Annotated in this window: 9 protein-coding genes; 6 read left to right on the forward strand and 3 right to left on the reverse strand. The window is 68.8% G+C overall.

Annotation, left to right across the window (positions count from 1 at the left end; translation table 11 throughout):
- Positions 1-118: 118 nt before the first annotated feature.
- The 4 genes from HDA45_RS28180 to HDA45_RS28195 all read left to right on the forward strand — a co-directional run bounded on the left by HDA45_RS28180 (position 119) and on the right by HDA45_RS28195 (position 4,608).
- Positions 119-1,024, forward strand: coding sequence for an AraC family transcriptional regulator (locus HDA45_RS28180; RefSeq protein ID WP_184900317.1), 906 nt, complete (start codon positions 119-121; stop codon positions 1,022-1,024).
- A gap of 77 nt (positions 1,025-1,101) precedes the next feature.
- Positions 1,102-1,965: a dioxygenase family protein gene (locus HDA45_RS28185; RefSeq protein ID WP_184900319.1), complete on the forward strand. Its 864-nt coding sequence runs from the start codon at positions 1,102-1,104 to the stop codon at positions 1,963-1,965.
- Between the two features lie 192 nt (positions 1,966-2,157).
- Complete coding sequence (locus HDA45_RS28190; protein WP_184900321.1) at positions 2,158-3,507, forward strand: erythromycin esterase family protein; 1,350 nt, start codon at positions 2,158-2,160, stop codon at positions 3,505-3,507.
- A 126-nt stretch (positions 3,508-3,633) separates the two neighbouring features.
- Positions 3,634-4,608 carry a sporulation protein gene (locus HDA45_RS28195; RefSeq protein WP_184900323.1) on the forward strand — a complete coding sequence of 325 codons (975 nt, stop codon included), beginning with the start codon at positions 3,634-3,636 and terminating at the stop codon, positions 4,606-4,608.
- Between the two features lie 5 nt (positions 4,609-4,613).
- Here the strand turns inward: HDA45_RS28195 and HDA45_RS28200 are convergent, their stop codons facing one another.
- Both HDA45_RS28200 and HDA45_RS28205 read right to left on the reverse strand, forming a co-directional pair.
- Positions 4,614-5,279, reverse strand: a complete 666-nt coding sequence (locus tag HDA45_RS28200) for an FCD domain-containing protein (protein ID WP_221471250.1) — start codon at positions 5,277-5,279, stop codon at positions 4,614-4,616.
- Between the two features lie 32 nt (positions 5,280-5,311).
- On the reverse strand, positions 5,312-7,480 hold the full coding sequence (locus HDA45_RS28205; protein WP_184900325.1) for a GDSL-type esterase/lipase family protein: 2,169 nt from the start codon (positions 7,478-7,480) through the stop codon (positions 5,312-5,314).
- 104 nt (positions 7,481-7,584) lie between these two features.
- On the opposite strand from HDA45_RS28205, the gene HDA45_RS28210 reads away from it, so the two are divergent.
- Positions 7,585-9,939, forward strand: a complete 2,355-nt coding sequence (locus HDA45_RS28210) for a glycosyl hydrolase family 95 catalytic domain-containing protein (RefSeq protein ID WP_184900327.1) — start codon at positions 7,585-7,587, stop codon at positions 9,937-9,939.
- Between the two features lie 106 nt (positions 9,940-10,045).
- On the opposite strand, the gene HDA45_RS28215 is transcribed toward HDA45_RS28210, so the two are convergent.
- Positions 10,046-11,251 (reverse strand): acyl-CoA dehydrogenase family protein, encoded by a 1,206-nt coding sequence (locus HDA45_RS28215; protein WP_184900329.1) that lies wholly within the window; start codon positions 11,249-11,251, stop codon positions 10,046-10,048.
- Between the two features lie 188 nt (positions 11,252-11,439).
- Between HDA45_RS28215 and HDA45_RS28220 the strand changes: the two genes are divergently transcribed.
- A complete protein-coding gene (locus tag HDA45_RS28220; RefSeq protein ID WP_184900331.1) occupies positions 11,440-11,934 on the forward strand; it encodes a MarR family transcriptional regulator in 495 nt (164 codons plus the stop codon).
- Positions 11,935-12,010 lie beyond the last annotated feature (76 nt).

The following is a 12,010-nucleotide window of genomic DNA, read 5'->3' on the forward strand; positions in this document are numbered from 1 at the left end:
CGGACGTGCGTCGATGATCCGACTGTACCGGGCGGTCATATGCGACTTCCGTTGGCAGTCAGCGGACCCGGATTGGTCTAGACTTTTTATTCCCCAGCGTGGTGAAAGGGACCTGTCCATGCGCGGAACGACGGTATTGCCCAGGACGCCTTGCCTGAAACCGAAGGCGGGGGAATTGCCCTTGCATCGGCTGGAGGTCCGCTCGCCGGACGCCTTGCCGTTCACGGTCGGTACCTTCGACACGATCGGGCCGATGTCGAGGGCCGCTTTCCCACATCGGCACACTTTCTACGAAATAGTCCACGTCACCGGCGGTGCCGGTGACCACGTCGTCGATTTCACGCGCTGGGAATTGGGGCCGCCGCAACTCGCGGTCATAACACCGGGGCAGGTACATCATTGGGATGCCCGCGATCTCAGCGGATTCGTCGTGTTGTTCACCGACGACTTCCTGCTCGAACATCCGGCGGATCGCGAAACCCTGCGGCGGCTGAGTCAGCAGCCGTGGCGGCTCGACGAACGCGCGGCCGAGGAGACGGCGCGGCTGGTCGCCGAATTGGACGAGGAATTCCGTTGTGGCGGGCAGGGTACCGATTCGGTGCTGCGTGCCCTGATGCACGTGCTGATCGTGCGGGCGGGAAGGCTGCCGGGGCTGGCGGATCCGCGCCCGCCCGCCAGGGCACAGGCGGTGGGAACGGAATTCGCGCGGCTGCTCGGCAGGCCCGATCTCGGACTCTGGTCGGTGGGCGCGCTCGCGGAACGGATCGGTGTCACGCCGGGATACCTGACGGACGCGGTGAAAACGGCGACCGGCCGGACGGCGGCGCAATTGATGCGCGAGGCGAGGACTCGGGAGGCGAAACGGTTCCTGCTCGGCACCGATCTCACCGTGCGGCAGGTCGCCAGCCGGGTCGGATTCGCGGATCCGGCTTATTTCTGCCGGTTCTTCCGACGGGAAACGGGGTTGAGCCCCGGAGATTATCGCCGGACCGGAGACGCCGCCCCCGAGATTCACCACGACTGACCACCTCAGTCCATCGTCCGCAGCTGATCTTCTCCATACCGTCGAGGGTGATTCCCGAAGCCCCACGAGGAGCAGGTATGGACGAAGAGAACAAGCTCAGCCGAAAGACTGTGCTGAAGGCCGCGCTCATCGCGGGTGTCGCGGCCCCGGTCGCGCTGATCGGTGGCCCCGCCCTCGCACGCACCACCGTCGCGAGCGGGCAGGTACCCGAGCTGACCCCGACCTGTGACGACGGCGACGACCCGACCATTCCGCAGACCGAAGGTCCCTATTTCAAGCCGAACTCGCCGCAGCGCACCTCGCTGGTCACGGGGAGCACGCCGGGCACGAGGCTCACCGTCTCGGGCTTCGTCTTCGGTCTCGGCTGCTTGCCGATCGCGCGGGCACTGCTGGACTTCTGGCAGGCCGACGTCAACGGCAACTACGACAACGTGGGGTACACCTTCCGCGGTCACCAGTTCACGAACGACCAGGGCGCGTTCTCGCTGAGCACGATCGTGCCCGGTCTGTACCCCGGCCGTACGCGGCACATCCACGTCAAGGTGCAGGCGCCGGGCAGGCCGATCCTGACCACGCAGCTCTACTTCCCCAACGAGCCGCGCAACAACACCGACACGATCTTCGACCCGAGGCTGCTGATGACGGTGCGCGACCAGCCGCCCGGCAAGCAGGCCTCGTTCGACTTCGTGCTGAACGTGCCGCAGACGCCGACGTCGACCCGGCCGACCACGTCGCAGCCGACCACCTCGAACCCGACGACCTCCAACCCGCCCACCTCGACCTCCAACCCGCCCGGCGGGACGACCTGGGCGGCGGGAACCGGCTATTCCGCGGGCGCCCGGGTCACCTACAGCGGTCGCGGTTTCGTGTGCTTGCAGGGGCACACCGCCCAGCCCGGCTGGGAGCCGCCGAACACGCCCGCGTTGTGGCGCGCGGAGTGACGAACGACCGCTGCGGAGGGAGATAAACGCGGGTGGACTCCCGCCGCCGGGACCCACACCCCGGCGGTGGGGGTCCATCCGCTTTTCGCGGGGTGGGGTTTTCCCCCATCCGAAGTGGGGGCTCTGCTACAGCGCGCCGCCGTCGATGCGCGGGCGATGATCGCCTGGACATCGACCGAAGGGGCGAACGACATGGCAGACACGAAAAAGCGCTGGGGCAGACGGGGAGTGCTCGCGGCCGCGGTGGTGGTGACGGGCGCGGTGCTCGCTCCCCTGGCGAGCCCGGCCCTCGCGAGCGCGGCCGAGACGGCCGGGGCCCGGCGGGATCCGGTGCGGTCGCTGGACCGGGTGGCGCATCCGCTGCGCTCGACCGAGCCGGGCCGGGACACCGCCGACCTGCGGGCCTTGGGCGCGATGATCGGCGGCGCGAAGGTGGTCGGCCTCGGCGAGGCCACGCACGGTTCCCACGAGTTCTTCACCATGAAGGAGCGGGTCTTCCGGCATCTCGTGGAGGAGAAGGGGTTCCGGGCGTTCGCGCTGGAACTGAGCTGGTCCGCCGGTCTCGAGATCGACGAGTACGTGCAGACGGGCAGGGGTGACGCCCGGGAAATCGCGAAGCGGACGCTGACCGGTTCCCCGTGGGATCGCGACGAGTTCGTGAGCCTGATCCGGTGGATGCGCGACTACAACCGCGCGCATCCCGGCCGCACCGTGCACTTCGTCGGCGACGACCTCGGCGCGCCGTCGGTGAACGACGCGTTCTTCGCCAGGATCACCGGCTACGTGCGGCAGCACCACCCGAAGGCGTTGCCCAGGCTCAACGAGCTGTACACAGGGCTGCGTCCGATCGACGACGCGTTCGCCTACCTCCGCAAGCCGCTCGGCGAACGGCAACGGCTCGCCACCCAGGCGGAACAGGCCTTCGAGCTGGTCAAAGGCCTGATGGGCGCGGACCCCTACGACTGGACAGGGCAGCACGCCCGGTTCGTCGCGCAGACCGCCCGGTTCCTCGCCGTCGACCTCACGGATCCGAAGTCGCTGCCCACCGCGCAGATCCTGCGCGACAAGGCGATGGCGCAGAACGTCGCCTGGTGGCAGCAGCGGACCGGGCACAAGATCCTGCTGTCCGCGCACAACGGTCACGTCTCCTACGTCACCGACAACCCGGGGCTGTACCCGAAGACCCAGGGCGCCTTCCTGCGCGAAACGCTCGGCCGGGACTACCTGCCGATCGGCTTCAGCTTCGACAGGGGTTCCTTCCTGTCCAAGGACACGGCGGTCGGCGGCGACTGGAAGCGGTTCTCCGTGCCCGCCGCGCCCGCGGGCTCGAACGAGCACGCTCTGGACCAGGTCCGGTTCGAGGACTTCTACCTCGACGTCCGCACCGCGCCGCCCGCCGCGCGCGCCTGGCTGGACACCGCCCGGCCCACCCGCACGATCGGCACGCAGTTCCCCGTCGACCCGGCGCCCATCTCGCTCGGGCGCTCCTACGACGTCGTCATCCACCTGCACGACGTCCGTCAGGCCGATCTGAGAAGGTAGTGACGCCGCGCCCGTTTAGGGGTTTTCAACCCGGTTTTCCTGGCGCGCCGCGGCGGATCTCGGTAGTAGTCGAAGTGTTCGCTTTCGCGGCACCCCAGTTCCAGTACCCAGCGGAGGAAATCCCTGATGTTCAAACGGATGCTCAGCGCCTTCGGGGTCGGCGGCCCGTCCGTCGACACCGTGCTCGACTCACCGCACGCCGTGCCCGGCGAGGTGATCACCGGCCAGGTCCGCATCCAGGGCGGTTCGAGCGACGCGCAGATCGAGGAGATCCTGCTTTCGCTGGTCACCCGGGTCGAGGTCGAGCACGGCGATCACGAGCGCGCCGGGACCGCGGAGTTCCTGCGGGTCAGCGCGGGCCGGAAGGTGAAGGTGACGGCGGGGCAGCTGACCACCGTTCCGTTCCAGATCGCGTTGCCGTGGGAGACGCCGATCAGCGCGGTCGGCGGACGTGAGCTGCCGGGCATGGTCGTCGGCGTGCGGACCGAACTCGTCATCGCGGGCGCGCCGGACAAGGGAGACCTCGACCCACTGCTGGTCGGGCCGCTGGACTCGCAGGATCGGGTGCTGGAGGCTTTCGGCGAGCTGGGCTTCTCCTTCCGCAGCGCCGACGTCGAGGCAGGGCGCCTGCACGGTGTCCGGCAGGAGCTCGGCTTCTTCCAGGAGATCGAGTTCTTCCCGCCGTCGCGCTACGCCGGCCGCGTCAGCCAGGTGGAACTGACCTTCGTCGCGAGCCCGGACGAGCTGGTGGTGGTGCTGGAGGCGGACAAACGCGGTGGCATGTTCCGCTCCGGCGGTGACTCCTTCGGACGCTTCCACGTCTCGCACGAGGAGGCCCTGCGCACCGACTGGACCGCGGCGATCGACGGCTGGCTGGCCAAGGTCGCCGAGTCCGGCGGCGGGCACGCCATGTTCGGCGGGCACCAGGGGCACCACGACCACGATTACGACCACCACGGTCACCACGGCGGGCACGGCAGGCGCGGCCCGGGGATGGGCGGCGTGGTCGCCGGTGCCGCGGCCGGTGTGGTCGGCGGCATGATCCTCGGCGAGGTCATGGAAGACGTCTTCGACGGCGGTGACGAGGGCTTCGAGGAGTAGCCCGTTCAGTAGCGGGAGAGCAGCCGATCCCGGGCCGTTTCGAGGTGGTGCACCATCGCCGCCGAGGCGGCTTCGGGATCGGCCGCGATCAGCGCCACCACGATCGCCCGGTGTTCCTCGATGGTCTGCACACCGAACGGCCGGTCGTAGCTGAGCCGGAACACGTGCAGGTGACAGTGGGTGCGGGCGAAAGCCTGCTCGACGGCGGTGTTGCCGGCCAGCCGCAGGATCCGGGTGTGCAGCCGATCGTCGTGTGACGTCAGTGCCCGGTACGTCTCGTAGCTGTCGCCGACCGGCGCCGTCGGGCAGGTCCGCAGCTCGGCCCGCAGTTCCTGCGCCGCCTTGGTGGTCATCCTGGCCGCCGCCTTGGCCGCGCTGACCGGTTCGAGCAGCAGGCGCAGTTCGTACAGGTCGGTGAGTTCCCGCGCGGTGAGCAGTTCGGTGACCCGGTAGCCGCGCAGCGGAAGACGGCTGACGAGTCCCTCGGATTCCAGCCGCGCCAACGCTTCCCGTACCGGCGTCCCCGAGACGTCGAGTTCGCGGGCGATCTCGTCGATGTTGACGCGGTCGCCGGGGGCGATGCCGTGGTTCATGATCAGCGCGCGCAGGCGTTCGTAGACGCCGTCCGCCAGCACCTGCCTGCCCGGCAGTTTGGTCAGCCGCTCCGACACGGTCCACACCCCCTCCGCCGGGAGTATATGGCTCACAGCCCGGCGAGCTCGATCGCGGCGGCGAGCGCCTCGTTGCCCGCGTCGGACGGGTGAAGCTTGTCTTCGGCGGCGAATTCGGGCCGCATGGCCGAGGGATCGGCGGGATCGCGCACCGCGGCGTCGAAATCGGCGACGCCGTCGAAGATCCCGCCGGACCGGATGAGCTCGTTGACCCCCGTTCGGGTGGCTTCGAGTCCGGAGTCGTGGCCCCACCAGCCCTTGAACGGCGTCAAGGTGGCGCCGATGACCTTGATTCCCTTGGCGTGCAGTCGGTCCACGAGATTCCGGTAGCCCGCCGCGAGCGCGGCCGGATCGTTCTGGCGCGGGGTCTGCAGGAGGTCGTTGATCCCCATCAGGACGATCGCGGTCCGGACGCCGGTGCGGTCCAGCACGTCGTCGTCCAACCTGGACAGTCCACTTCGGAGGATCGGGACGTCGCCGCCGTCCAGCAGCAGCCGGTTCGCGCTCACGCCGGAGTTCAGCACACCTCGCCGTTGTGCCGCGGGCAGGACCTTCATCCGGTCGGCGAGGTAGTCCGGCCAGCGATGATTCGCCCCGCTCGTCGAGTAGCCGCCGTCGGTGATCGAGTCCCCGAAAGCCACCACGGATCCGGCCGCCGGGGCGCCCTGGACGTCGATCTCCTCGACGTAGAACCAGGAACCGGTCCGCTCGGTGAACCGCGCGCCGGACTCGGCCGCCGAAACGTCGCCTTGCGCGAGGAAGGAGGTCTGGCTCGCGGAGGGATGGTGCGTCGCGACGCCCGGCGAATCCGGTGTGTACGTGGTCACCAGCAGGTCGGCGTCCTCGGGGACGGCGAAGTCCAGCGGATCGCTCGTGACGTCGTCGCCCGCCGGAACGGTGACCGTCGGCTGACCGGCGAAGGTCAGCCGACGCACGGAACCGGGGACGGCGTCGGCGGTCTCACCGGACCCGCGCGACGCGACGGTGGCGGCGCCGAGGGTCAGGGGAGCGGTGCCGAACTTGTTGGAAAACGTGACCCTGGCGCGGTTTCCACCGACACTGGTGTGCACGACGTTGCGGATCGAGTAACCCGCGTAGCCCGCCGAGGCGGGGCCGGCTTGCGACGTCCCCCAAGTGCCCACCCAGCCTGTCTCGGCCTGGGCGCGGCCGAAGACCCGCAACTCGGCGAGCGAGAGGTTCCCTGTTCCGTCGAGCTGGACCAGGACATACCTGCCGGTCGTGCCCGGTTTCAGGATCGTGAGCGCGCCCGCGGGGCCCGAGTGGTGGCTCGACCAGACACCCGGCCGTTTCGCCTGTTCTTCGGGCGGGACGGCGGGATCGAGCGGCTCGGGGGAGACGAACACCCGGAAACCGGTGAGCCGTTCGGCGCAGCAGTCGGTGCGGTTCCACAGTTCGAGGGTGTCGATCGCGGCGGCCCCGCCGAGATCCGCCTGCCACCAGGCGTGGCGATCCGAGCCGGTGTGCGTGATCGAGTTGTTCGCGTACACGCCGTTGGTGTCGCCGTCGACGGCCCGGCTCGCGGGCGAGCCGAACGCGTCCGAAGACTGCCGGGCGAGCGCGCCCAGCGCCAGATTCGGCCGACCGGCGAGCGCGACCGCGAAGACGTGCAGCGCGGGCGCGTCCGGCAGGCGCACCCGGTGGACCGTCCTTTGTGGATCGATCGCGACGTCGGCGTGGTAGACGTTGACCTGCCGGACATCCTTGCCGCCGGGACCGTTGCGGTACGGCATGCTGATGGCGGGGGCGACGCCGGACGGTACCGGGGCCGCCCAGTCCGGGCTGCCGATCCGGTACGGCCGCGTGGTCCCGTCGGTGTAGGTGATCGTGCCGGTGCCGCTCACGGACCGGCCGCCGGTCGCGGTGACCAGGAAGCCCAGCCGGTCCGACGAACCGGGCACGCCGACCGTCTGGCCCTGCGCGGTGGCGTTGTCCCGGGCGCCGGGCGAGGCCGTCGGCCAGGTGAAGCGGGTGCCGTGCGACGAGATCAGCGCGCCGGGGCTGACGCCACGCAGGCTCAGCGCTTCGGCGGAGAGGCCGTGACCGAAGCCGTCGAGGTTCGAGGACCCCGCGTTGTCGAAGAAGGCACTCAGCCCGGCGAACGGCGTGGGGGCCGCCGAAGCCGGCGTCACCGCTCCCACCAGCAGCGTTCCCATCAGGGCCAGCACAAGCACGCGTCTCATCCGGTCGCCCTTCGGATCATAAATCCTATAGGATCTGTGATTCTTGTGTTACGGTGCCCGTGCTGTCAACCGTCGTTTCCCCTGCCCCCGAAGGGATTCCCACGATGACGGACTCTTTCGCCGCACCGTCGCGGCGGAACTTCCTGCGGTACACCGGAGCACTCGGAGCCGGTCTCGCGTTCAGCGGAGCGCGGCCCTTCGCCGCCCACGCCGAGGTCGCCAGGCCCGAGTCGGTGGATCTGGTCCCCGAAGAGCAAGCCACCGTGCTTTGGTATCCCACCCCGGCCGACGAGCGCAGGATCATCGAAGAGGGCCTGCCGATCGGCAACGGCAGGCTCGGCGCGCTGGTCGGCGACGATGTCCTCTATCTGACCGACGCCTCGCTGTGGACCGGCCACCTCAACGCCGAACTCCAGGACGACGGGCAGTTCCCGTACGCGAGGGAGAACTTCGGCACCTTCAACCTGCTCGCCACCGTGCGGATCGCCGTCGGGCATTCGGGGGTGACGGGCTATCGGCGCCGTCTCGACCTCAGCAACGGCCTCGTCTCCGCGAGCTACACCCACGACGGCACCAGGTTCGTCCGCGAGGTGTACGCGAGTTACCCCGATGACGTCGTGATCGTCCGCCTGGGCAGGGAAAACGGGTCCGGGACCTACACCGGGACCATCACCCTCGACGGCACACACGGCGAGACGACGACCGGCGGTGTCCTGAAAGGCGCTTTCGACAACGGACTCGTGTACGGCGCCGTGGTGACGGCGACGAGCCGGACCGGGAAGGTCGCCGTCGAGGGCGCGCGGGTCACCTTCCGCGGCTGCGCCGAACTGGTGATCGTGATCAGCGGCGGGACGAACTACTCACCCGATCCCGCCACCGGTTTCCGTGACCGCGGGCTCGACCCTGTCGCGCTCGCCACCCGGAAGGCCAGGATGGCGGCGGCCGTACCCGCGACGGCGTTGCGGGCGGCACACGTTTTCGACTACCAGAAGCTGTACCGCACCATGCAGGTCGACCTCGGCCGGTCTACGCCCGAGCAGCGCGCCCTCGACACGTGGTCGAGGCTGGGTGCGCGCGCCGCCGGCCCGGCGCCGGACCCGGAACTGGAGGCGAGCTACCTCCAGTTCGGCCGGTACCTGATGATCACCGGCTCGCGCGACAGCCTGCCGCTGAACCTGCAAGGGTTGTGGCTGCACAACAACACACCGGACTGGATGGCGGACTACCACACCGACATCAACGTCCAGATGAACTACTGGCTCGCGGATCGCGCGGGGTTGTCGCGCTGTTTCGACGCGCTCACCGACTATTGCCTCTCGCAGCTGTCATCCTGGACGACGCAGACGCGGCGGCTGTTCAACGATCCGCGTAACGGATTCCGCAACTCGACCGGGAAGGTCGCGGGCTGGACGACGGCGTTCTCCACGAACATCCACGGCGGCATGGGCTGGTGGTGGCATCCGGCAGGCAACGCCTGGCTGTGCAATTCCCTCTGGGAGCACTACGAGTTCACGCAGGACCGGGCCTTCCTGGCGAAGATCTATCCGATGCTCAAGGGAGCTGTCGAGTTCTGGGAAGCGCGGCTGATCACCACCACGGTCACCGCGCCCGACGGCACCACGCGCGAAGTCCTGATCGACGACAACGATTGGTCGCCCGAACACGGCCCGACCGACGCCAAGGGCATCACCTACGCGCAGGAACTCGTCTTCGACCTGTTCAAGCACTTCCGGCACGCCACCGACGTGCTCGGCCGCGATCGCGGGTACGCGCGGACGATCGGCGGCCTGCAGGATCGCCTCTACCTGCCCGAAGTGAGCCCGGTGACCGGATGGCTGCAGGAATGGATGACGCCGTCGAACCTCGGTGAGACCACGCACCGGCACCTTTCCGGACTGATCGGGTTCTTCCCCGGTGACCGCGTCAACCTCGACGAGAGTCCGGCGGAGGTGATCGACGGCGTCCGCAATCAGCTGATCGCCAGGGGCATGGACAGTTTCGGCTGGGCCTGCGCCTGGCGGTCGCTGTGCTGGGCCCGGCTCAAGGACGCCGAACGCGCCTATCGGCTGGTGCTCACGGTGATGAGGCCGTCGGTGGACCACGGCAACGGGAGCGCGCCCAACCTGTTCGACATGTACAGCTTCGGCGACCGCGCGATCTTCCAGATCGACGCCAACTTCGGCGCGCCGTCGGCGATGCTGGAAATGCTGCTGTACTCACGGCCGGGCGTGATCGAACTGCTGCCCGCGCTGCCCGAGGCGTGGTCGGGCAGCGGGAAGGTGACCGGGATCGGGGCGCGGGGCGGTTTCGTCGTGGATCTCGCGTGGCGCGACGGGAAGGTCACCTCGGCGACGGTGCGCAGCGTCGGCGGGAAGACCACGACGGTGCGGGCCGGTGGGTGGCGGCGGGAGCTGCGGCTGCGGCCGGGGCAGTCGGTGACGGTGCGGCCGACCGCCTGATGCGGGTCCTGTCTGGGGCGGGGCGCGGGGCCCGGTGTCCTGAAGGCCCCCTTTGAGACGATCACCGTCTCAAAGGGGGCCTTCAGGACCACCGCGGACGGGTCGATCAGGTGTACCAGGTGGGTTCCGGCAGCTCGTTCAGCAGCGCGTACGCACCGACCTCGCGGCGTTTGTAGGCCACCGGGTCGTGCAGTGAGTGCGTGCGCAGGTTCCGCCAGAAGCGGTCGAGGCCGAACTTCGTGGCGCTCGCGCGGGCGCCGGTCAGCTCGAAGACCTTCGTGCCGATCTCGAGTCCGGTGTCGATCACGCGCTGCTTGGCGGCGGCGATGAGGACCGCGACGTCGCCGCGCGCCTCCGGCGTGAGCTCTTCGCGCGGCGCGTGCAGGACGGCCGAGATCGCCGCTCCTGCCTTGTCCACCAGCGCTTCGGCGGCCCACAGCTTCGACTGGAGATCGCCGTAACCGTCGAGGATGTACCACTCTTCGCTGGAAGACGCCTTGTTGTCGCCGCCGTACGGCCACGCGCGGGTGTGCTCGCGGGTGTACGCCAGCGCGGTTTCCAGCGCGCCTTGGGTGATGCCGAGGTAGAAGTTGGCGAACACCAGCTGGATCGCCGGGACGTTGAGCGTGTTGTAGGTCAGCGGGTGGAACTTCTTGTCGACGTAGCCCGCCGCGCTCGCCCAAGGGACGCGCACGTCGGTGATGGTCACGCTGCCCGACTCGGTGAGCCGCTGGCCGATGTTGTCCCAGTCGTCGTGGAAGACGATACCGTCCTGTTTGGACGGAACGATGGCGAAGATGTGGTCCTCGGTGCCTTCCAGGATGCCTTCGAGCACGGTCAGATCGGAGACCTTGCTGCCGGTGGAGAACGATTTGTGTCCGTTGTAGACGATCTCGTCGCCGTCCTCGGTGATCTTCAGATCGGAATCGCGGGGATTGACCGCGCCGCCGAAGACGAAATTGTTCCGCGTATACAGTTCTTCGACCGCGGCGACCTGCTCGTCCGTCGCCACCAGCCGCGCGGCCCAGGCCCAAAGATAGTGATAGCCGAGTACTTGCCCGATCGAGCCATCACCCCGCGCGACCTCTCGGGTCACGCGATAGGCGGTCTCCCAGCTCTGGCCGCCGCCTCCGTGCTCGACCGGGCCGAGCAGCGTCACCAGCCCGGATTCCTTGAGCAGCAGGACTTCCTGATGGGGCGTCTCGTTCTTCCGGTCGCGTTCGGCCGCGTCCGCCGCGAGCCGGTCGGCGACGTCCTTCGCGACGGCCAGCCATTCGGTGGCGGACCGGATCCGGTTCTCGGTCGTGGTCATGGGTGAATTCCGTTCTGTGCGAGGGCGAACGGGAATTTTGGGCAGGGCGGAGCGCCCGGAATTCCCGGGTGGTTCTCGAAGGTGGCGGACACTGATTCAGGCCGTACAGCGCATGCGTCCGAGTAGAGCAGTGGCACTACGGGGTGTCAACGAACGTCCGCGCTCTGAGACCGGGGTAATCTCCGGGCGTGCCGGATCACGTTGACCATATTCTCAGCCAGTGGGCGGTAGCCCGTCCCGACCTGGACGTCTCCCCGATGGCCGTCATCGGACGGCTGTCCAGGCTGAACCGGGTCCTGGACGGCGAACTGCGGAAGACCTTCGCGCGGCACGACCTCGACAGGTCCTCGTTCGACGTGCTGGCCACCCTGCGCCGGGCGGGCACGCTGACCCCCGCCGACCTGATGCGTTCGGCGATGATCACCTCCGGCGCGGTCACCCAACGGCTCGATCGCCTCGAGGAACGAGGCCTGGTGGCCCGTGCTCCCGACGAGACGAACGGCCGCCGGGTGCTGGTCGACCTGACCGAGAAGGGTCGCGAACTCATCGACCGCGCGCTCCCCGATCACGTCGACACCGAGCATCGGCTCCTGAAGGCGGTCAGCCCGGTGGAACGGGACGAACTGGCCGCCTTGCTGCGAAACCTGTTGCAGTCCTTGGGTGACGTCGCCCTGGAGGACTGACCCGCACCGCTCTCGAGCACTCGTTTGACTTAGCGCTAAGCATCGAATAGCTTAGCGCTAAGAGGTCGTGGGACTG

It is taken from the genome of Amycolatopsis umgeniensis, assembly GCF_014205155.1.
Lineage (GTDB): Bacteria > Actinomycetota > Actinomycetes > Mycobacteriales > Pseudonocardiaceae > Amycolatopsis > Amycolatopsis umgeniensis.